General features: G+C 49.0%; 18 protein-coding genes. 16 read left to right on the forward strand and 2 right to left on the reverse strand.

Annotated elements, in window-relative coordinates; translation table 11 throughout:
* Positions 1-72 precede the first annotated feature (72 nt).
* The 3 genes from TERTU_RS07010 to TERTU_RS07020 are packed head-to-tail and all read left to right on the forward strand — an operon-like array spanning position 73 to position 1,299.
* Positions 73-393 carry a 2Fe-2S ferredoxin gene (locus tag TERTU_RS07010; RefSeq protein ID WP_015817666.1) on the forward strand — a complete coding sequence of 107 codons (321 nt, stop codon included), beginning with the start codon at positions 73-75 and terminating at the stop codon, positions 391-393.
* 31 nt (positions 394-424) lie between these two features.
* The gene (locus TERTU_RS07015) at positions 425-934 is read left to right on the forward strand and encodes a hypothetical protein (RefSeq protein ID WP_015820072.1); all 510 of its coding nucleotides are present in this window, start codon (positions 425-427) and stop codon (positions 932-934) included.
* Complete coding sequence (locus tag TERTU_RS07020; protein WP_015820533.1) at positions 934-1,299, forward strand: hypothetical protein; 366 nt, start codon at positions 934-936, stop codon at positions 1,297-1,299. The genes TERTU_RS07015 and TERTU_RS07020 overlap by 1 nt, the downstream gene beginning before the upstream one ends.
* A 533-nt stretch (positions 1,300-1,832) precedes the next feature.
* On the opposite strand, the gene TERTU_RS07025 is transcribed toward TERTU_RS07020, so the two are convergent.
* Positions 1,833-2,102: a nitrogen fixation protein NifZ gene (locus TERTU_RS07025; RefSeq protein WP_015820783.1), complete on the reverse strand. Its 270-nt coding sequence runs from the start codon at positions 2,100-2,102 to the stop codon at positions 1,833-1,835.
* 231 nt (positions 2,103-2,333) lie between these two features.
* Here TERTU_RS07025 and TERTU_RS07030 point away from each other — a divergent pair, with 231 nt between their 5' ends.
* The 13 genes from TERTU_RS07030 (at position 2,334) to TERTU_RS07090 (ending at position 17,768) form a co-directional block, all read left to right on the forward strand.
* Positions 2,334-2,657 (forward strand): HesB/IscA family protein, encoded by a 324-nt coding sequence (locus TERTU_RS07030; RefSeq protein ID WP_015820778.1) that lies wholly within the window; start codon positions 2,334-2,336, stop codon positions 2,655-2,657.
* A 55-nt stretch (positions 2,658-2,712) separates the two neighbouring features.
* Positions 2,713-3,666, forward strand: coding sequence for a Fe-S cluster assembly protein NifU (gene nifU / locus TERTU_RS07035; RefSeq protein WP_015820765.1), 954 nt, complete (start codon positions 2,713-2,715; stop codon positions 3,664-3,666).
* Between the two features lies 1 nt (position 3,667).
* A complete protein-coding gene (gene nifS / locus TERTU_RS07040) occupies positions 3,668-4,876 on the forward strand; it encodes a cysteine desulfurase NifS (protein WP_015820185.1) in 1,209 nt (402 codons plus the stop codon).
* Between the two features lie 437 nt (positions 4,877-5,313).
* Entirely contained in the window at positions 5,314-6,462 is a 1,149-nt protein-coding gene (gene nifV, locus TERTU_RS07045) for a homocitrate synthase (protein ID WP_015817451.1), read from the forward strand.
* A gap of 2 nt (positions 6,463-6,464) precedes the next feature.
* On the forward strand, positions 6,465-7,286 hold the full coding sequence (cysE, locus tag TERTU_RS07050) for a serine O-acetyltransferase (protein ID WP_015816849.1): 822 nt from the start codon (positions 6,465-6,467) through the stop codon (positions 7,284-7,286).
* Between the two features lie 43 nt (positions 7,287-7,329).
* Positions 7,330-7,863 (forward strand): hypothetical protein, encoded by a 534-nt coding sequence (locus TERTU_RS07055; protein WP_015819931.1) that lies wholly within the window; start codon positions 7,330-7,332, stop codon positions 7,861-7,863.
* Entirely contained in the window at positions 7,863-8,192 is a 330-nt protein-coding gene (gene nifW, locus TERTU_RS07060) for a nitrogenase-stabilizing/protective protein NifW (RefSeq protein WP_015820512.1), read from the forward strand. The genes TERTU_RS07055 and nifW overlap by 1 nt, the downstream gene beginning before the upstream one ends.
* Before the next feature lie 5 nt (positions 8,193-8,197).
* A complete protein-coding gene (locus TERTU_RS07065) occupies positions 8,198-8,638 on the forward strand; it encodes a nitrogen fixation protein NifZ (protein ID WP_015819040.1) in 441 nt (146 codons plus the stop codon).
* A 32-nt stretch (positions 8,639-8,670) separates the two neighbouring features.
* Complete coding sequence (gene nifM, locus TERTU_RS07070; protein ID WP_015819482.1) at positions 8,671-9,552, forward strand: nitrogen fixation protein NifM; 882 nt, start codon at positions 8,671-8,673, stop codon at positions 9,550-9,552.
* Positions 9,545-10,840, forward strand: a complete 1,296-nt coding sequence (gene clpX, locus TERTU_RS07075; RefSeq protein WP_015820140.1) for an ATP-dependent Clp protease ATP-binding subunit ClpX — start codon at positions 9,545-9,547, stop codon at positions 10,838-10,840. Before nifM ends, clpX begins: the two co-directional genes overlap by 8 nt.
* Positions 10,841-11,027: 187 nt before the next feature.
* Positions 11,028-11,570, forward strand: coding sequence for a flavodoxin (locus TERTU_RS07080; protein ID WP_015820410.1), 543 nt, complete (start codon positions 11,028-11,030; stop codon positions 11,568-11,570).
* A 377-nt stretch (positions 11,571-11,947) separates the two neighbouring features.
* Positions 11,948-14,815: an endo-1,4-beta-xylanase gene (locus TERTU_RS07085; RefSeq protein WP_015816809.1), complete on the forward strand. Its 2,868-nt coding sequence runs from the start codon at positions 11,948-11,950 to the stop codon at positions 14,813-14,815.
* Positions 14,816-15,257: 442 nt separating this feature from the next.
* Positions 15,258-17,768, forward strand: a complete 2,511-nt coding sequence (locus TERTU_RS07090) for a two-component system response regulator (RefSeq protein ID WP_015818085.1) — start codon at positions 15,258-15,260, stop codon at positions 17,766-17,768.
* Here TERTU_RS07090 and TERTU_RS07095 read toward each other — a convergent pair.
* Positions 17,765-20,041 carry a YfiR/HmsC family protein gene (locus tag TERTU_RS07095; protein ID WP_041590098.1) on the reverse strand — a complete coding sequence of 759 codons (2,277 nt, stop codon included), beginning with the start codon at positions 20,039-20,041 and terminating at the stop codon, positions 17,765-17,767. The genes TERTU_RS07090 and TERTU_RS07095 overlap by 4 nt on opposite strands.
* Positions 20,042-20,189 lie beyond the last annotated feature (148 nt).

The raw sequence follows: 20,189 nt of genomic DNA on the forward strand, positions 1-20,189 counted from the left end.
TTCTTTCTGCCGAGCCTCGACGATTCAGCTATCGATTTTAATTACTATTGAAACCAGACTTGGGGTACAGCTATGCCTAAACCAGACCATCATATTTTTATCTGTATGCAAAAGCGCCCGCCGGGCCATCCCCGGGGGAGCTGTGGGGAACGCGGTTCGGAAGCAGTATTTAACGCATTTTCTCAACAGCTTATTCAGCGCAACTTACAAAATGTCGCGCTGACACAGACAGGCTGCTTGGGGCCATGTCAAGCCGGGGCCAATGTTTTGGTTTATCCGAGCGGCGTTATGTATGGCTGGGTCGAACCGGATGATGTGCCAAAAATCATCGAGCAGCATATTCTTGGTGGTGAAGTGTATGCAGATAAAGTCGCACCAGCTGAACTCTGGTAATGCGCACTAAATAATCCACAGGTTAACTATAATGAACACGTCAGCAAGTGTTTTGGCTTTTCGGGACGAGCGAGCTTTTTTTTCACCCAGTACCCCAGCGCAACTTCAATTAGTCTTGGATCAAGCGTTGGCGTCGGGGGATTTTCCACAGCGCGAAGCGACTTTATTGAAGGCGCGCCTCGCCTGGCCGGATGAGCCGGACACACATATTGCGCTCTACAAATTTTATTTTGTCGCCGCCGAGTACAACAAGGCAGAAGCTGCTGTGTGGGGTGCGATGCGACAAGCTGCCAAGTTGGCGGGTTTTGACCGAAATTATCGTCGGTTGAATAATGACTCTGCAGCATGGCATAAAAAGGCGGGAGCTGAACGGCTTTACCTTTTTAGCTTGAAAGCGCTGGGCGTTTGTCGTTTGCGCCGAGGAAGAGTGCTTGCGGCGTATTCAGTATTGAAAAAACTTTTGGAACTGGATACGAGTGATGAAATCGGCGGCTACGCCTATTTCACTATCGCGTCTTCCTTTTTTGATGAGGATGATTAGTGTCTGATCTTATTACCGAGCGGCTGCAGCGAGATTGGCCTGTCGTGTGTGAAATTTGGCAAGCGCTACGTGGTGCTCTAGACGCTGTAGGCTTGCAAGACAAGCTTCCTGCAGAGCCAGCGGCTTTTACTCGCACGGAGCTAAAAAAAGATCCGTTCGATAGTTCCGAGTCGCTATCAGGTGAATGGCTTGTTAACGGTCAGTTGATTGGCAGTGTTATCGTGCACGAGAACGGTCAGGCATACGCAGAATATGATGTGGTTCAGCCGCATCCCAGTAAACCGCAATGGTTTATAGAAGCAACTACGGCTTGGGGTAAGTCCGGAGCGCTGGCAAGCGAGTTGCGTTTGTTACCTGCTCTCTGAATACTTCTCTCGACCCGAATTGGAATTTTCGGGTCATTCCTGTCTTCTTCAAATTGTCTTTTAACTAGCTTTGCGATTTAGTTAAGTGGTTCTGTTAGGACAAAAAAACCGCTGGCTGTTCGGTGACGGTATTGCCTCGAGCTTGTCGTTGTTTCGGATGACCAAGCTACTGGGCTGACACACTATTTCTTTTTTACTGTTCCTCACAAAATCACCATGGCAGTGTTCGTGTGCGCTGGTGGAAAAAACCAGTTGTAAGTTACAAAACCCGTTTACGGTGTATTTGAGATTTTGAGTGCTATATGACACTTGTGGCGGTTTTTAGCTGCAAAGACGCAATTCGTGCCAGCTCTAGGGTGAAAACCTGCTTGATAGAACTGAGGTACGTAAAGTTGGCGACACGACTTCGCATTTCAGGTGTGCAGCTACTAACGGGTATGTTGCCCGCGACCTACTCGACCGTTCGGAAAGCCACAACAATATGTCTTAAAGTGCACATAGTGTTGTGGCTTTATGCGCTCGCCGTCAGCTTTTTAGTTCATGTTATCCATCGGGATGTACAGTTCATCTGGCCAGCAGGCGACAGCTGGGCCTAATTCTCCCGCTGCGACGCCTGTTTCAAAACGCACCAGTACAAGAACCTTATCTGGATTTTCCTCAAGGTGGCCGGTATTGATAATGACGCCACGACGATCTTTTTCGGCTATCAAGGCGTCATCGGGTAATCCGGGTAAGCTACCGTCGTTCACTATATCGTCAGCAGCGTAAATGATATCTCCTGGGGCGAGTGTGTCTATCAGCATTTTAGACTCCTATGGCTTGTCGCAAAGGCGACAAAGGTTGTGACTGGTGTTTTTCGCAACATCCTCGTTTCAGCGGGCGGTTACGTAACTGTTTGATATTCCGCAATAAAATTCTAAGTTTCTCTGTGGCACATGGCTTGCACTTATCCCTACGAGAACCCTGAAACACTGATTGCAAGGTTTTTGCCAAGGGGTGCCATGCAACAGTTCAGTATGAATGAGGAAACGAAGATGATTTCATTAACCGGAAAAGCAGTTGAAGCGGTAGATCGATTTATTACAAGCGCAAACAAGCCAGTTGCAGGTTTGCGTATTCAGGTAGAGGGCGGTGGTTGTTCAGGCTTTAAATACACTATGCGTCTCGAGGAAAACTCTGCTGCTAACGATCAGCTTGTTGATTGCGGTGGCGTAACACTGTTACTCGATGAGGCCAGTGCTTCAATGCTTGACGGCGTCACAGTCGACTTTGTTGAGAATCTGGAAGGCAGTGGTTTTAAATTCGAAAACCCCAATGCTACAGGAACCTGTGGCTGCGGTAATTCATTTACCTGTTAATCCTTTTTAACAGATGGTGCAATATTAAGCAGTCTGGCGACTGGAGGTGCAGATTATGTGGGACTATTCAGAAAAAGTTAAAGAACATTTTTTCGATCCAAAAAATGCCGGTGCAGTGGCGGATGCTAATGCGACTGGCGATGTGGGTTCGTTGAGTTGCGGGGATGCATTGCGGTTAACGCTCAAGGTTGATCCGGCTACCGATATTATTCAAGATGCGGGTTTTCAGACCTTTGGTTGCGGTTCTGCGATTGCGTCATCGTCAGCACTCACTGAGATGATCAAGGGCTTACATGTTGATGAAGCACTAAAAATCAGCAACCAGGACATTGCAGACTACCTGGATGGACTGCCACCCGAAAAAATGCACTGTTCGGTCATGGGGCGTGAGGCTTTGCAAGCAGCGGTTGCCGATTATCGCGGCATTGAGCTGGAAGATGATCACGAAGAAGGTGCTTTAGTCTGTAAGTGTTTTGCCATTGATGAGGTAATGGTTCGCGATACCGTTCGCGCAAACAACCTGTCTTCTGTAGAAGAAGTCACCAACTATACAAAAGCGGGTGGTGGTTGTTCTTCTTGTCATGAAGCTATCGAAAATATTCTTTCAGAGGAAATGACCGCGCGAGGCGAAACTTTTATACCTGCGCCCGTAGTTTCCAAGAAGAAAGTAGTGAAAATCAAGAAAGAAGAGCCGAAACCTGAGCCCGTTGTTGCTGAGGAGAAAAAAGCTGTTTCAGCACGCAAGCTGACTTCTGTACAGCGTATTAAAGTTATTGAAAAAGCGCTCGACGAAATTCGCCCGACACTTCAGCGCGACCATGGCGATGTCGAATTACTTGATGTCGACGGTAAAAATATTTATATCAAGCTTATTGGTGCCTGCTCAGGCTGCCAGCTGGCTACGGCCACCGTTGGCGGTATCCAACAAAAGCTGATGGAAGCGCTTGGTGAATTCGTTAAGGTCACCCCTGTTACAGAAGAGCAATTGACCACTCTTGTAGGAGCGTAAAATGAACGATATCTACATGGACAACAACGCAACCACAATGGTCGATCCGGTTGTTGTGGAAGAAATGCTACCGTTTTTTACTGAACAGTTTGGTAATCCGTCATCGTTGCATAGCTTTGGTAACAAGGTAGGATTCGCAGTAAAAAAAGCGCGTAAAACAGTACAAACGCTGTTAGGCGCTGAGCACGATTCGGAAATTATTTTCACTTCCTGTGGTACTGAGTCGGATTCGACGGCTATCCTGTCGGCGCTGCGCGCACAGCCGGAACGCAAAGAAATAATTACCACAGAAGTTGAGCACCCAGCGATACTGAATCTGTGTGAAAATCTTGAAACTCAAGGTTACACCGTTCATTACCTGAAGGTAGATGGTAAGGGACGCCTCGATCTGAACGCTTACCAAAAGTTGCTGACAGAGAACGTCGCAATTGTCAGTGTCATGTGGGCCAATAACGAGACCGGAACTATTTTCCCAGTCGAAAAAATGGCTGAAATGGCTCAGGAAGAAGGCATTATGTTCCACACTGACGCCGTGCAGGCGGTGGGTAAACTGCCAGTCAACCTGAAAGACAGTGCAATACACATGCTGTCGCTTTCTGGCCATAAACTCCACGCGCCTAAAGGTATTGGTGTGCTTTACCTGAAGCGCGGCACACGTTTTCGTCCTTTATTGCGCGGTGGGCATCAGGAGCGGGGGCGCCGAGCAGGAACTGAGAACGCTGCAGCAATTGTAGGCTTGGGGAAAGCCGCTCAGCTAGCTATGGAAAACATGGCAAACGAAAATACTTACGTGGCTGGTTTGCGCGACCGTCTGCAGGAAGGTATTTTGAAGTCGGTTCCCAACTGTTTTGTAACTGGGGATCCCGAAAATCGTCTTCCAAATACCGCAAATATTGCGTTCGAATATATTGAAGGTGAAGCGATCTTGTTGTTAATGAATAAACATGGTATTGCTGCGTCCAGTGGTTCTGCTTGTACTTCAGGCTCGCTGGAACCATCACACGTAATGAAAGCGATGGGCATTCCCTATACTGCAGCCCATGGAACCGTGCGTTTTTCGCTGTCTCGCTACAATACAGAGGCAGAAGTGGATCGCGTTATCGAAGCGATACCACCCATAGTTGCAAAACTGCGTAAGCTTTCTCCGTATTGGGATGGTGAAGGTCCGGTTGCTGAGCCAGAGCAGGCATTCGCACCCGTATACGCGTAAACTCTTCCTCCTCGAGCTTTGGCTGAAATACGCTTTAAGCTCTTTACTCTACGCGTGGCGTATTGAAGCCTGCGCCGCGTATTTCTGGAGTAAAACCAAGCCGCTAACTAGCGGCTTTTTTTGTGTCCCATCCTGAGCCTCTACTATTTAATCTAGTTGTTTTCGCAGAATCTTTTACGCCAACGTGCGCAGTATTTCTCGAAGCAGAAAGTAACATGTCGTATTAATGACAATTGTCGGCAGTTGTGGGCTTTTGTCCTGCCCGGCTTTGAGCTAAAAACTCTAAGTTGTTGAAAAATATAAATAAAATATAAGTCAAGCTGCGGGTATAAGAATTGCTCCTGTCCATATACAGTTAGCAATATCGATCAATGATTTGTATCAACCAAAACCTGAAACATATTGCTGCAAAAACATTTGCTGTTTGGTGATTAAATATGAAATCAGTTGTGATTGATGACACGACTTTACGTGACGGCGAACAAAGCGCTGGCGTAGCTTTTACGGCAGAAGAAAAAATTGCGATAGCTCGGTTGCTTGCTGAAACCGGTGTCGGTGAGCTTGAGGTAGGCATTCCCGCAATGGGGGATGATGAGTGTGAGGTAATGCGAGCAATTGCTTTGCTTCGTTTACCGGTGCAATTAATTGCCTGGTGTCGGCTACACGATTACGACCTGGCGGCAGCGATGTCCACCGGCGTACAGATGGTGGATCTGTCTGTGCCTTCATCTGATCAACAAATTACCAACAAATTAAAGAAAGACCGAAATTGGGTACTTGCCGAAATATGCAGGCTGGTGCCGAAAGCGTTAAACGCCGGCCTGCAAGTTTGTATTGGCTGTGAGGACGCCTCTCGGGCCGATCCTGACTTTTTGGCGCAGTTGGCAAACGTGGCCCAGGGCGCTGGCGCGGTGCGAATTAGGTTCGCTGATACTCTCGGTGTCCTTGAACCGTTTGGTGTATTTGAACGAATTTCACGGCTGCGCCGCGAAACCGATATTCAGTTGGAAATGCACGCACACGATGACTACGGGCTGGCAACCGCAAATACGCTGGCTGCGGTAGCTGCGGGCGCGACGCATATAAACACCACCGTGAATGGCTTAGGTGAGCGTGCAGGCAATGCGCCATTCGAGGAATGTGTATTGGCGTTAAAGCATTTACACAACGTGGATACGGGCATTGATCCGAGGAAAATTCCCACATTGTCCCACTTGGTTGAGCTTGCATCAGGGCGAGCAGTGAGCTGGCAGAAAAGCGTGGTTGGCGAAGGTGTTTTTACGCACGAATCAGGTATTCACGTGGATGGTTTGATCAAAGACCGCCGAAATTATGAAGGGCTTAACCCAGAAGAATTGGGGCGCTCTCACCATTTAGTGTTGGGAAAACATTCCGGTTCTCGCCTGCTTAGAGATTCATATCTTGATCTCGGGATCTCCCTCAGTGAGTACGAGGCAACTAACTTGCTAACACGCGTACGTCGTTTTTCTACTGAGAATAAACGTTCTCCGAGTCGCGGTGAGCTGTTCCTTTTCTACGAAGATTTGCACGATCAACCGTTGTTAGAGATTGAAGGAGGCGTGTAGTCATGGTTAGTTCAACTGAAAATTCCACTCGCTGCTATACAGAGGATGCCACGCCAACTCGCGAGAGCTCACTCTGGCAACAATGGCGTGCCGACGTGCAATGCGTATTTGATCGCGATCCGGCGGCTCGTTCTGTCCTGGAAGTACTCACGACCTATCCTGGCGTACATGCGTTATTGCTGCACCGGGTATGTTCGAAACTTTGGCGCGCTGGCTGGCGTTATCCAGCGCGGCTGCTCGCATTCTTTGCCCGCTTTTTAAGTAATGTGGATATCCACCCAGGTGCAAAAATAGGTAAACGACTCTTTATCGACCACGGCGCATGTGTGGTTGTAGGTGAGACAGCGGTTATTGGTAACGACGTCACGCTTTATCACGGAGTTACGCTTGGTGGCACCACGTGGAATAAAGGCAAGCGCCACCCAACTTTAGGCGACGGCGTACTTGTTGGTACTGGAGCGAAAATACTTGGTGCTATCACCCTTGGCAACAATGTCAGGGTCGGTGCGAACTCTGTCGTGGTGCAAGACGTGCCCGATGATGTCACGGTTGTTGGCATTCCTGGCCGGGTTGTGAATGTCGGTAAATCTGGCGGTCAGTTTGCGCATGGTATAGACCTCAACCACCATCTCATTCCAGACCCGGTCGGCAAGGCAATTTCTTGCCTGCTTGAACGAATAGACACCCTTGAGGGGCGCTTGAATCAACTTTCACGTGAAGCTGTGTGTCATTACAACACGTTAGAAGAGAGTTGTGAGCCAGATAACGAATTTTGCGCAGAAAGTTGCGCAATTGGTATGAAAATCGCTGCGGCAAAATCATAACAGCCAATCCATCGATTTTATTCTTACTTACGGGTACAGAGCCATGGACTTACAAGAATTTAGTGCCGAGATGCTTTACTTTCAGGAAGAGATAAATCCTGCCATTGAAGAGTTGGTAGCACAGGCCGCCTCGAATTACGGTCCGCAGAGCGAAGAGCTTTTGAAAGAAGCGCTCGCTATCGACAGCGGTAATTTATTAGCGCTTATCGGCTTATACCGATTCTATTATTACCAAAACCGTTACGCCGACGGCGTTGAAATAGCCCATCAGGTGATGTCGGTTGTTGGCGAGCGAATTGAATTTCCAGCTAACTGGCGCGATATCAGTATGTACTCGGTGGTCAACGGTTTGACCCGTTCTTTTTGCTTGGTGCGATTGTACTTTTTTGCGCTAAAAGCCGCAGGTTACCTGCATTTACGGATGTCGCACTTCGAAGAAGGCCGCGAAATGCTTGAAAAAGTTGTGGCGATGGATAGCGCTGACCGCGTCGGTGCGCGTTTGTTGCTCCAGGTGTTGGATAACAATAAGGCAGATGTATTGTCTTTCCCGGGTAGTTTAAAACAGGAGGCCTGTTAATGACTCAGTTCGAATTAGATGAAGATATGGACGAACTCAGCTCCGCTGAAGATTTTCTCACTTACTTTGAAATCGAGTTCGATCAGAAGGTCGTGCACGTGAACCGCCTGCACATTATGCAGCGGTATCACGATTATCTCGATAAAGCCGGAGATGCTGTGGCGGAGGCGGATACGCAAGACGCTTTGAAAAAAGTACACAAAGCATTGTTAGAACGCGCGTATCGGGATTTCGTAGACTCGGATGCAGCGACCGAAAAAGTGTTCAAAGTTTTCAAAATGCAAGAACCTCAAACGACCTTTGTTTCGATTGATCAATTGCAGGGGTAAAAGACATGCAGCCAGCTTTCGAATATGGAACTGAAGTTCGACTGACCCGTAACGTGCGTAACGATGGCACATATCCTGGTACGGCGGTTGGGGAGTTGCTGATTAAGCGAGGCGCTGTTGGCTGCATATACGATGTGGGCTCCTACCTTCAAGATCAGATCATTTACCGCGTGCACTTTCTCGATGAAGCGAAGACGGTGGGTTGCAGGGAAGAGGAGCTTATTCTGGCCAGCGACCCATGGGTACCGAACAAATACGACTTTAACCAGAAAGTGGTTACGCTAGTGCCGATTGTGATTGACGGTGAGACCGTGGTTGAAGAAAACCGTCAGGGCCTGGTTATGAAAGTACTGAGGGATTGCGAGAAAGGCATCGTGAACTATCACGTGCATTTCGCTAACCGTATGTTCCAAATGCCGGAAGCTGCGTTAGAGGCCGCTGAATAGCAGATAACGCAGTCACACCAAGAGGACACACTATGCCTGAACAGCAGGACTTGGCATTCCAACTGTTTAAGGTGGCCCAAGAGAAATACGGAGAGGCCATCGATAAACTGGAAAAGCCACAGTACGACGATGCATTGCGCATAGCGCAGCGCAAAATCCGAATAGAGGAAGCAGTACTTTCAAGCAGCGCCGCTGCAAAAGTGTCTGTTCCAAGCAATCAAATTGATGAGGCCCTGGATCAGATACGGGGCCGATATGAAGAAGAAAGCGATTTCTACACCGACATACAGCGAGTTGGCGTCGACGAAACCTTCTTTTATCAAGCGTTATCACGCGAGCTTCACGTCGAAGCAATTCTCGATTTTATTAGCAGTGATTGCGATGGCGTCACTGAAACCGAGATCAGTCTCTACTACTACATGAATGTAGCCAAATTTCAAATGCCGGAAGTACGTACCGCTCGGCATATTCTTGTGACAATCAACGAAGACAATGTTGAGAATTCACGAGCCAACTCACTTAAAAAAATCAACCAGATCGTATCGCGCTTGGATAAAAAACCTGATCGTTTTGCCGAGCAGGCGCTAAAACACTCCGAATGTCCAACCTCGCTACAGGGTGGGTTGATGGGCAAGGTTAAACGCGGTGTTTTATATCCGGAAATTGAGCAGGCATTATTTGCGCTCAAAGTTGGGGAGTTGAGCGAAGTGGTTGAATCGCCACTGGGTTTCCATATTGTACTGTGCGAGGAAATTCAGCAGGAAGGTACGTTGCCGCTGCAGGACGTCTACCCGCGACTCGAAGAGTTTTTGCTAAATCGTAAACGTAAGCAGCGCCAGCGACAATGGCTCGAAAGTATCTTGACGAGCAGCAACGATAGTCACTATGAAAATGGGGAGGCCGCCAATGGTTAAGCAAGACGCGATTCACTGTTCATTCTGTGGGGTTGAAAAAAGTGCGCAGGTGCCACTAATTTCTGGCAACGAAGGGCGCATTTGTGAGGCCTGTGTAAAGCTTGCGCATCAAGTGGTCACAAGTTGGGGGCACACTCAAAAAACCAGTGCGCTTACGCCCCAGTTGCGTACTCCTGAGGCTATTAAAAAGCATCTGGATGACTATGTGATTGGTCAGGAACAGGCAAAAGAAACGCTAGCTATCGCAGTGTACAACCACTACTTGCGGCTGATGAATACTCGCCGTGAAACGCTGGAAGAATCCGACAGCAATATTGAACTGGACAAATCTAATGTACTGATGGTTGGGCCATCTGGTACTGGTAAAACGTTGATTGTCCGCAGTCTGGCGAAAATTCTTGGGGTACCGTTTGTATCCGCCGACGCGACTTCTTTAACCCAAGCAGGTTATGTGGGTGATGACGTGGACTCCATCATCCATCGTTTACTGGATGCTGCAGAGGGGGATGTAAATCAGGCCCAATGGGGTATTGTTTATATTGACGAAATTGACAAAATCGCGCGCCGCGGTGGCGGTACTACCAGCGTGCGTGATGTGTCTGGTGAAGGCGTCCAGCAGGCATTGTTGAAACTTGTTGAGGGTACTGAGCAAAAGGTTTCCAAATCTGGTCGACGTCGCGAAAACAGCGAAGAGGTCATTGTCGATACGCGCAACATTTTGTTTATCGTCGGCGGTGCGTTTCCAGGTTTGGAAGAACTTATTTGCAATCGCGTTAAACCACGTGATACCAGCATAGGCTTTCATTCCAGAACCGAAAATGCGAAGCCTGATGTTAACGAGTTACTTGAAAATCTGTTGCCAGATGACCTTCAAGGCTTTGGGTTAATCCCAGAATTTATTGGTCGCTTTCCCATAACCACCTTCTTGCAGGAACTGGATGTGGAAGCGCTGTTAAAAATATTGACCGAACCGCGAAATGCGCTGGTTAAGCAATTCCGTCAGCTGTTTGCGTATCAGGGTAAAACACTTGAGATGACCGACGACGCATTAACGTTTATCGCCGAAGAAGCGGTCAGTCGGAATACCGGCGCTCGTGGATTACGCTCTGTACTAGAGGCTGCATTGCATAAAACCATGTTCGAAATGCCATCGCTGCAAGGTTTACGAGGATGCGTTTTGGATGTTACAACCGAAGAGCCACGTGCTTTGGTAGTACGTAATTTGTTCGACGACCTGGATGCGGATGCTGAAGTACCGCCGGCGCTTGAGAGTTCCGCTTCGCTGTAGTTGTTTGTCCGTAAGCTGACAATCGATCAAGGGGACGCGATCATCAGCCTGTCGTCTTTGCGACAAGCACGAATTGTCGGAAAAAAAAGCCTTTTTTATCAGTAAGATAGCGATCTTACAATATGGCGTGTTTCCTGCTCTATCGTTGTTGACCCATAAAAACGACCCGCACAATCAGGAGTGGAACATGGCAAAAATTGGCTTATTTTTCGGTTCAAATACCGGCAATACCCGGAAAATTGCAAAGCTCATCAAGAAGCGCTTCGACGATGAGTTAATGGCGAAACCGCTTAACGTTAACCGAGTGGAAGTGGACGAATTCGCGTCTTATGAATACCTCATTCTGGGTACGCCAACCCTGGGTGAAGGGGATCTGCCAGGGCTCTCTTCAGACTGTGAGAATGAAAGCTGGGAAGAGTTTCTGCCTAAAATCGAAGATGTGGATTTTTCTGGTAAAACGGTTGCGATCTACGGCTTGGGTGATCAGGTTGGCTACCCGGATGAATTCGTTGACGCAATGGCCGAGATTTATGAGTTCGTAAAAGAGCGCGGCGCAACCATTGTAGGAGCCTGGCCGACCGAAGGCTATGAGTTCGAACACTCTGAAGCTGTTGTGGACGATATGTTTGTTGGCTTGGTACTTGATCAGGACAATCAGAGCAGTATGTCCGAAGAGCGTCTGGGTACTTGGCTCAACCAGATTGCTCCAGAATTTGGTTTACCGCTCTAATACGATCACGAATTAACCACCTCTTCAGGGCTCTTAGTCCGGTGCGCTCTGCAGTGCCGGCGTTGAGCCTATTACAATCCCTTTCAGCCTATATTTCACACGCTCTAATACCCAGGCCGCACACGTCAATGTATTCATTGTTTTGGCGCGAATCAATAATAATTTAACACCCCTCACAAAGTTTCTCGTCGTACTGTTTGCTAGTTAACAAAATGTGTAATTCGGTCGTCGAACAGCATGTATCAATAAATATTTCGAGTTAATAATATATTTCTTATTTCGATATGGAATAAGAGATGTATAGAGGTTTGTGGTAATTGGATGCTTTTCATCCATGGGACCTCGAATGGCACACTCGAACATAGGAGACATGCCCAATGAAAATCGCACATCTAAGTGTGCTTGCCGCTGTTTTAGCGTCGAGCTCAGCCTTGGCCGTATCGCAAGACGTAAGGCCAGCAAACTGTGGATTTAGTTTAGCGACAGGAACGGATTCGGTATGGGAATCCGGGTATCAAGCATGGACCCATTTGACCAATGAATCCGGTGAAACCGCCACGGATTTTGAAATTTTTTACCGACTCGCTAATTCTGCGATCACCGAATCGATGCAGGCTGAGTACCGCGCTGTTGATGGCGGTTACATATTGTCTGCCCCCGAGTGGCTGCGTTATCAAACGATACCCCGCGGTACAGGTTATCGGCTTGGCTATATCAGCGAGGGCGTATTCGATAGTGCGGTAACGCCTTACGTGCTTTCCATAAACGGTAATCCCTGTGATACAGACCTGCCAGTTGTCTCCCTCAGCGCAAACCAGACCGTATTCACAAGCGCAGGTACGCTGACCTTGAATGCGGATGCGGCAGATAATGTAGCCGTCAACAAAGTGGTGTTTAAGCAGAACGGAGAAGTGATTGCAGAAGATTACAACGCGCCCTACACGTTCTCTATGCCAATCGATGCATCCATGAATGGCAAGTTTGCGTTTACCGCGACTGCGGTGGATTTGAACGGCAATGAAGCAACGGCAGCGAGCAAGCCGGTATTTGCGAAAGTCGGTGCGAGGTTTTTAGGTAGCGCGGCCTCCAGCGATAAATCGTTTGCTGCGATGTCGCCCTATTTTCAGCAGCTGACGCCGGAAAATGCGGGTAAATGGGGGAGTGTGGAAGCTGTTCGCGACGTGATGGATTGGTCGGGAATGGACAAGGCCTATACCTACTCCCGCGAAAACGGCATTCCGATGAAACTCCACACACTGGTGTGGGGCCAGCAAGCACCCACCTGGATCGATAATTTATCGCCTGCTGAACAACTGGCAGAAGTTGAAGAGTGGTACGCAGCACTTGCCTCGCGCTACCCGGATGCGGAGATGATCGATGTGGTGAATGAGGCGTTGCACGCGCCCGCGACTTTCCGTGACGCCCTTGGTGGCGACGGTGAAACCGGTTGGGATTGGGTGATCCGCTCTTTCGAACTGGCCCGCGAGTACTTTCCAGATTCAGAGTTGCTGATCAACGATTACAACATACTGATTTTAGAGGCGTACACCGCAGAGTATCTGGAAATCATTGAACTGTTACAGGCGCGGGGGCTGCTTGATGGTATCGGCCTGCAATCTCATTTTCTGGAGCGCGCTGATCTCGCCATTGTGCAAGCGAACGTGGAAACCTTGGCGGCTACGGGGCTTCCAATCTATATCACAGAGCTCGATGTAGATTTTGCGGATGATGCACGCCACGCGCAACGCCTCGCTGGTTTGTTTGAAATCTTTTGGGATAACCCCTCTGTTGTTGGTGTGACCCATTGGGGGCATTTGCGCGGCGAGATGTGGCGGGAAAATGGTTACCTTATCGACCGTGATGGTTCCTTGCGCGCGGGAATGTCCTGGATGCTTTGCTATTCAACGGGTGGCACTGACTGTGTGTTACCGGAGTACGTACCAGCGGGTTGGAAGGGCACACCCGAGGGGCTCACATTGGAAGCGGAGCTGTACGATGACGCTGTTGGTTTAGCTGTACTTGGGGAGAACATCGGCTACACCGATGGTGGAGACTGGTTCAGCTATGCAAAGGTCAATTTTGAGCCTACATGGGATACCTTTGCCGTTGGTTACGCAAAGGGAATGGACACAGAAACATCGCTCAGCGTGCATTTGGACTCACTGGACAGCCCTGCGATCGCCAGTATCGATATGCCCAACAGCGGTGACTGGAGTACGGTAAAAGAACTCATCGTCGACATTCCTGCGGTTGCCGGTGAGCACGACGTGTTTTTCCGTTTTAACGGTTCTTATGGTGGCGGCAACGTAGATTACGTCCGCTTCGGCTTGCCTGCAGGTCTTGGTGAAGAGCTGATGTCAAACGGCGATTTCGAAGATGGTACTGCATCGGGCTGGTACACCTGGGGTGGTGGGGTCGTAAGCGCGCAGATCGCGCGTGTTTTTGACGGCAGCTACGCCCTTCAGGTTGCGGAGAGAGAAGGTAACGCTCCCGCAGCTTACGATATCTCATCCCTGGTGGCCGCAGGTGGAACTTACACCCTCAGTCTTGCTGCAGCCATCACTGGTGAGGTAACTGCGGACGTGAACGTGACACTCAGTACCGTCTGTGGTGATCAGACGGCTTATAGCTGGATCGTTAACCCGACGATGCTGGTGGACGGTGAGTGGCAGGAGCTGACGACTGAATTCTCTATTCCCGACTGTGATTTCACCGGCGCGCAGTTAATTGTCGAAGGACCTGGAGCAGGGGTTGCGCTATTGTTAGACAATGTAAGTCTTCGCTCACTTGATGCAGGAGAAAGTTCAGGACTACTGGTCAACGGTACTTTCGAAAACGCAAGTACGGAAGGGTGGTTTACCTGGAGTGGGGAGCTGAACGTGACTTCCGACATTGTTTACGACGGCAGCTACGCGATGGCATTGACCGATCGTGAATCAACCGACAGTCCTGCTGCAACAAGCCTGCTGGGATTACTTAGTCCCGGTCTCACCTATAGCACGTCGTTGGCTTTATTGGTGCGCGGCGCAGACTCGTCTGATCTGCAATTGGTGCTAAAGACCAGTTGTGATGGAGAGGATGTTTACAGCTGGATTGCCAATGCTGAAGGTGTTGCCGCCGACGAGTGGTTTACCTTGGCTGGTGAAATTACCGTTCCCGATTGTGAACTCACCGATTTGATGATGTATGTTCAGGGACCATCCGGCGGTGCGGAAATCTACCTGGATAATGTCCAAGTGAACTAAGTTTCTTCACCAGAATCAGAAGCCGCTGCTGTGCAGCGGTTTTTTTTGCTCAAGTAACGGCTGGTGACGAGTCCTATTAACTTGGCAATGTAAGCCCCTGAAGTATTAGAAAATTCACACATTTACGCCAGTACTTCAACGGTGCGCGATTAAATAGTACGTGATGGGGGTCAGTTCACCGATGCTTAAACCTTGCTGGGAGGAATCAAAATAACTCTGGTGACGTCCGGTAGGCGCTTAAGTTAGCCTTCTATCGCCGCAATATTCGTTTTTGTTGCCGGATTTGCTGCTATACGCGAGGGCTGTACTGCTCACCCATACAATTTTTTCTTTGCTAACAACATGTTAGAGCGCACTTTTGAAGCAGTCTTCGCGCATGTCAGCTAAACTTCATAAACGCTCTTTTGGTTATAGCTAGATATACAGAGGCAAGATTTCACTGATGATAAATGTGGAAGGGATAAAAATACTTGTTGCCTATCAGTACCCGCACAAGCTGCGCGATCTCACCCATCAACTGCAGCGAGGGGGCATCATCCAGGTAACACCGGCAAAATCGGCCGCGCAGGCACTAGGTCTGCTCAAGGCTGGTGGGTATGATCTTCTGCTGTGCGGTATTGACCTACCGGATATCGACGGATGGCGGATGGCCCGCCTGATTCGCAGCGGTGCCCTGGGGGGGAATACTCAGTTGCCCATCGTGGTTGTGACAGAAGTATGGTGTCAACGCATCGCAGAAGTGACGGCGCGGGAATACGGTGTGAACCGTCTCATTCCCGAATCGCAGCTCCATAAAATTGTGCCCGTTATTGAAGAGTGTCTTGATGGTGCTGCTATTCCATACGACAAGCCGCGTTTACTGGTTATTGAAGATGCTCCCGATACCGCAGATCTGATTCGGCGGGTGCTCGACAGGCAGTTTGCCATCGATGTCGCAAACGACGGTGAACATGGGCTACGTCTGTGGCGGGAGGGCCGACATCGCTTGATATTGTTGGATTACATGCTTCCGCAAATGTCGGGCAAAGATATTTTAGCGCACATATTAAAAGAAGACCCAACGCAGCCGGTTGTCATGATGACGGCGCACTCATCTCCGGAACTCGCAGAACAGATGATGATGTCGGGTGTGACCGACTTTCTGCCAAAACCGTTTCGCACCGAGGCGCTCCGCAAAGTGTGCGAGCTGGCTATCCGGCGCGATGACTTTCTAACCAGTAACCGCGAGTTTGCGGAAAAAGTGGAGTCGCTGCAGCGCAGCGAAAGTGATTTCCGCCATATATCCGAAACACATCAACTGCTGCTCGACAACCTGCAGACGGTGGTCATGGAGCTGGACGCGGATTTCCGAATTCGATTTTTAAATGTGCCTTGGCGTGGGCTCACTGGCTACGATCTCGATGCATCGCTGGGTTGTAAGCTCACCCAGTTTGTGTTCGATGACGACGACAGTTATGGGGTGGGCCTGGAAGCCAAATTGCAGGAAGTGCTGAGTGGCGCACGTGAATTGGCTGAATTGGAACTCTGCCTGCTCGATAGCCGTGGCCAAAAATTATGGGCACAAGTGAAAATTCGGCGTAGTGAAAATCACAACGCGGCATCGCTCACGGTCTGTCTCGATAATATTACAAAACGCAAAGAAGCTCAGCGGCAGCTGGAATATCTGGCGATGCACGATTCACTCACAGGGCTGTTTAATCGGCACTATTTTGAGGAATCCTTGCGTCAGTCGTTTGCGGATGCAATTCGCAATCAACGCCAACACGGTCTTATTTACATCGATCTTGATTATTTCAAGGTGATTAACGATACCTTTGGTCATCACGAAGGGGACGAGGTGCTGCGCCAAGTCGCGCACCTAATGAAACGTCGCATACGTGCAGCGGACCTGCTTTGTCGCCTGGGCGGCGACGAATACGCCGTGTTGGTGCACGACGTCTGCAGTAAAAAGCTGCTTGAAATCGCCCGTGAATTGCAGGCGATTGTTAACGATTTTGTGTATCAGGCAAAAAACCACCGGGTCAATCTGGGGTGTAGTATCGGCCTGAGTGTTATCGATGGCGAGGCCGTTTGTGCCGAAGAGTATTTAATGCAGGCGGATATCGCACTATACGTGGCCAAAGGACGCGGACGAAATTTAATTCATCTTTATGACCCGCAAGACCAGGAGAGCGAAGAATTGCGCAGTCGGATTAACTGGACGCAACGCATGCGCAAGGCAATTTCTGAAGATCGCATTGTGTTGCATTTTCAGCCGGTGTTTGACGCGCACAATAAAAATATCGTGTATTACGAGGCCTTGGTACGTATGCGAGATGAGGAGGGTAATCTGGTTTACCCGAATCAATTTATCCCAGCGTTGGAGAATACCGGTGAGATGCACCTGCTGGACCGCTGGATTGTTAAACTTGCGATTCGTTCGGTTCGAGAATGTAAAAAGATTGAGCGTGTGGCCATTAACCTCTCTGTTCAGGCATTTAAAGACGAGAATCTAGTACCGGTGGTTAAAGAGGCTTTGGCTGTAAATGGCGTAGCGCCGGAATGTGTTACTTTTGAGCTGACAGAGAGCGCGAGTTTGTTTAATTTGGCGATCACCCGCAATATGATTACCCAGCTCAACGAGATTGGTTGCACGTTTGCCATTGATGACTTTGGTTCTGGTTTCAGTAGCTTTGCGTATTTAAAAGAGTTACCAGCGCACTTTATTAAGCTCGACGGTTCGTTTATTAAAAATCTGCACCAGGATGATGTAGATAAAGCATTGGTTAGATCGCTCATCCAGGTTGTACAAGCGTTGGGTAAAAAAGCCGTTGCCGAGTTTGTTGAGAACGAACAAATTCTGGATATTCTGCGCAAATTCGGCGTGGATTGTGTTCAAGGTTATCACACTGGTCGTCCGGTACCCTTCGAAAGCTTGATGGACGAATGCCTGGATAAAAATATGATGGCTTAAACCGACGCGGCCGAGATCAGTTTTTCTACTGCTTTTTTGAGGCGCGCAGGGGAAACTGGCTTGGCGAGAAACGCGTCGGCCGCATTGGCTTGGCTTTTACCGCGCTCATCGGAAATTGAAGCAACAATCGTCGGCGTGTCTGCCAGTGTAGGTTGGGCTTTTATCCTGGCCAGTAGTTGCCAGCCGTTCTCATCTGGTAACAGTAATCCGAGAATGATCAGCCGCGGCTGCAATCGTACACTGAGTTCAAAGCCTTCTGCCGCGCTAGTGGCGGTGTGCACCCGGTAACCAGCCTTGCCCAACATGCGCGACATTAGCTCCAGGTACTCCAGGTCATCATCGATCATCAGGATGCATGTGGGGCCATCGGTAATTGATGGTAAATTGATTGCGCTGGCGAGGCGATCTGTATGCGCGCCAACCAATGGAGCTTCAAGTGCCTTAGGTGTTGGTTTAATTGGTAGTGGAATTTCCACCTTGAAATGCGTTCCTCGCCCCGGCTCGGAGTTCACTGTAATGTGCCCGCCCATGAGTTCGCAGAACTGTTTTGTGATTGCCAACCCGAGCCCGCTACCTGAATGTTGTCTCGTTGCAGAGCTGTCCACCTGCTGAAAGCGATCAAACACAAATGGTAATGCCGCCGCATCTATCCCCATTCCCGTGTCGCGGCAAGTAATCGTAATAGCGTTTGCGTTGTGTTTCACTGCGAGGGTGACTCTTCCTCGATCAGTAAATTTGCAGGCGTTGCTTAGCAGATTAAGTATGATGTGGAGCAATTTTTCGCGGTCGACGAGTGCCGCTTCGGGTATGGACTCGAGATCGGTTTCAAGCGGAAGGTTTTTTTCATCGAATTGTGGCTTAACATTGTCTATTGCCTCGTTTACAAGGCTGTGAAGTTCCAGGTGCTCAAGGGTAAGATCCATATGCCCGGATTCAATTTTAGCGAGATCGAGTACGCCGTTTATAAGTCGCAACAGTCGCTGGCTGTTGTTGACAACCCTGGTCAGGTCCGTTGAAAGGTGATCCATTCCCTCAACGTACAGATCCTCTATAACTACGTCGGTGTAACCGATTATGGCTTGTAGTGGCGTGCGTAATTCGTGGCTCATTAACGACAGGAATTCACTTTTTGCGAGATTGGCCTCTTCAGCCTTGGCTTTTGCGATAACCAGGCGGTCCTGAGTAATATTTAGTTCTCGTGTACGGGCTTCCAAACGCTCCGCATCCCGTCGTTTATTGAGGTAAGCCCAGATGATTACAGCCACTAAGAGGAAGGCGCCTGCCGCCAAAATGCCGATGTTGACCAGCATGGTGCCCTGCGTGCTGATGGTGTTGTCCATTTCGGAGATGCGTTTTTGCTGGCGCGCGAGGGTGCTATTCAGGTTTGTTAGCTGAATTTCCTTGCTGGCGATAATGTCAGAAATTTTATTGAGCTCTAGCTGGTGGGCATTGAGTTCCTGTCGACGTCGTTCCAGCTCTGCGGTTTTCGCTGATATTTCTTCCTGTAATTGAAATTGCTGTCGTCGGTTATCCGCCAGTTGGGCTTGTTGCTCTGCAATGCGATTTTTTTGGCTGACGATTTGTTCACTGCTTTCAGCGATGGCTTTACGTAATTCAGCCAATTTTTCGTTAAGAGAGCTGTTTTCTTTACTGAGGAGATGGTATTTACGCTCGTGTTCACGGAGCGTTTGTTCCATGGCAATTAACGAATCCTGCCCTTCGCGATAAAGTTTGGCTACATCAATTTCTGTTCCGCCGTTAAATATGATGGCATCTTGCACTCGCAGATGGTGAACTAAAAGGTTGGCTTTGTTAATTTCAAAGCGCATATGTTCGCTAGACGTCGTGTATAAGTTGATCATCACCAACTGCTTGTTAGCGAGGTTTGTTGTTACGAGTAGTACGGGCTTGTCCTGAATAACACGGTGCAAATCTAAAATTGCAGAATTGTTTTTTTGCTCAACGAATACAATCTGAAAATCAGCGGCTTTTTGAATATCATCGAATTCTGATACGACGACAGTGTGTTGATTTAATTCAACGCCTTGTAAATGCTTCGCGAGTCTGCTTGTGTAGTCGCTATCGACAGGCCGAAAAATTCCAATGCTCATCTGGCTGCTGGTCTCGGTGTTTGGCCAGTCGGTGTATTTTATGAAGTTATACAAATAAGACGCAGTAATTTGGTCTTGACTAAATGTCTGGGCGAACACCGGAAGCGTACTAAAGACAAGCAGAATAGCCGCGACGCAGGATCTGATAGGGGAGATGGTCATGAAACCGCTTTATATACAGGTGGATGGCATTTAACCTGCTAAGTGTAGTTCACAAGTAAGAAGCGAGCCCGCACTTGCCGATCTGTGGCAGTTCTGCATGATCGAGTGATGTAGTGTTGAGCTGTTCCGTTTTTCTGTGCGGAACAGG

The sequence above is a fragment of the Teredinibacter turnerae T7901 genome (assembly GCF_000023025.1).
Classification (GTDB): Bacteria; Pseudomonadota; Gammaproteobacteria; order Pseudomonadales; family Cellvibrionaceae; genus Teredinibacter; species Teredinibacter turnerae_B.

Excerpts from the sequence above, each read along its gene's own strand:
- TERTU_RS07010 (WP_015817666.1), top strand. The coding sequence starts at position 73 with ATGCCTAAACCAGACCATCATATTTTTATCTGTATGCAAAAGCGCCCG.
- TERTU_RS07015 (WP_015820072.1), top strand. The coding sequence starts at position 425 with ATGAACACGTCAGCAAGTGTTTTGGCTTTTCGGGACGAGCGAGCTTTT.
- TERTU_RS07025 (WP_015820783.1), bottom strand. The coding sequence starts at position 2,102 with ATGCTGATAGACACACTCGCCCCAGGAGATATCATTTACGCTGCTGAC.
- TERTU_RS07030 (WP_015820778.1), top strand. The coding sequence starts at position 2,334 with ATGATTTCATTAACCGGAAAAGCAGTTGAAGCGGTAGATCGATTTATT.
- nifU (WP_015820765.1), top strand. The coding sequence starts at position 2,713 with ATGTGGGACTATTCAGAAAAAGTTAAAGAACATTTTTTCGATCCAAAA.
- nifS (WP_015820185.1), top strand. The coding sequence starts at position 3,668 with ATGAACGATATCTACATGGACAACAACGCAACCACAATGGTCGATCCG.
- nifV (WP_015817451.1), top strand. The coding sequence starts at position 5,314 with ATGAAATCAGTTGTGATTGATGACACGACTTTACGTGACGGCGAACAA.
- cysE (WP_015816849.1), top strand. The coding sequence starts at position 6,465 with ATGGTTAGTTCAACTGAAAATTCCACTCGCTGCTATACAGAGGATGCC.
- TERTU_RS07055 (WP_015819931.1), top strand. The coding sequence starts at position 7,330 with ATGGACTTACAAGAATTTAGTGCCGAGATGCTTTACTTTCAGGAAGAG.
- nifW (WP_015820512.1), top strand. The coding sequence starts at position 7,863 with ATGACTCAGTTCGAATTAGATGAAGATATGGACGAACTCAGCTCCGCT.
- TERTU_RS07065 (WP_015819040.1), top strand. The coding sequence starts at position 8,198 with ATGCAGCCAGCTTTCGAATATGGAACTGAAGTTCGACTGACCCGTAAC.
- nifM (WP_015819482.1), top strand. The coding sequence starts at position 8,671 with ATGCCTGAACAGCAGGACTTGGCATTCCAACTGTTTAAGGTGGCCCAA.
- clpX (WP_015820140.1), top strand. The coding sequence starts at position 9,545 with ATGGTTAAGCAAGACGCGATTCACTGTTCATTCTGTGGGGTTGAAAAA.
- TERTU_RS07080 (WP_015820410.1), top strand. The coding sequence starts at position 11,028 with ATGGCAAAAATTGGCTTATTTTTCGGTTCAAATACCGGCAATACCCGG.
- TERTU_RS07085 (WP_015816809.1), top strand. The coding sequence starts at position 11,948 with ATGAAAATCGCACATCTAAGTGTGCTTGCCGCTGTTTTAGCGTCGAGC.
- TERTU_RS07090 (WP_015818085.1), top strand. The coding sequence starts at position 15,258 with ATGATAAATGTGGAAGGGATAAAAATACTTGTTGCCTATCAGTACCCG.
- TERTU_RS07095 (WP_041590098.1), bottom strand. The coding sequence starts at position 20,041 with ATGACCATCTCCCCTATCAGATCCTGCGTCGCGGCTATTCTGCTTGTC.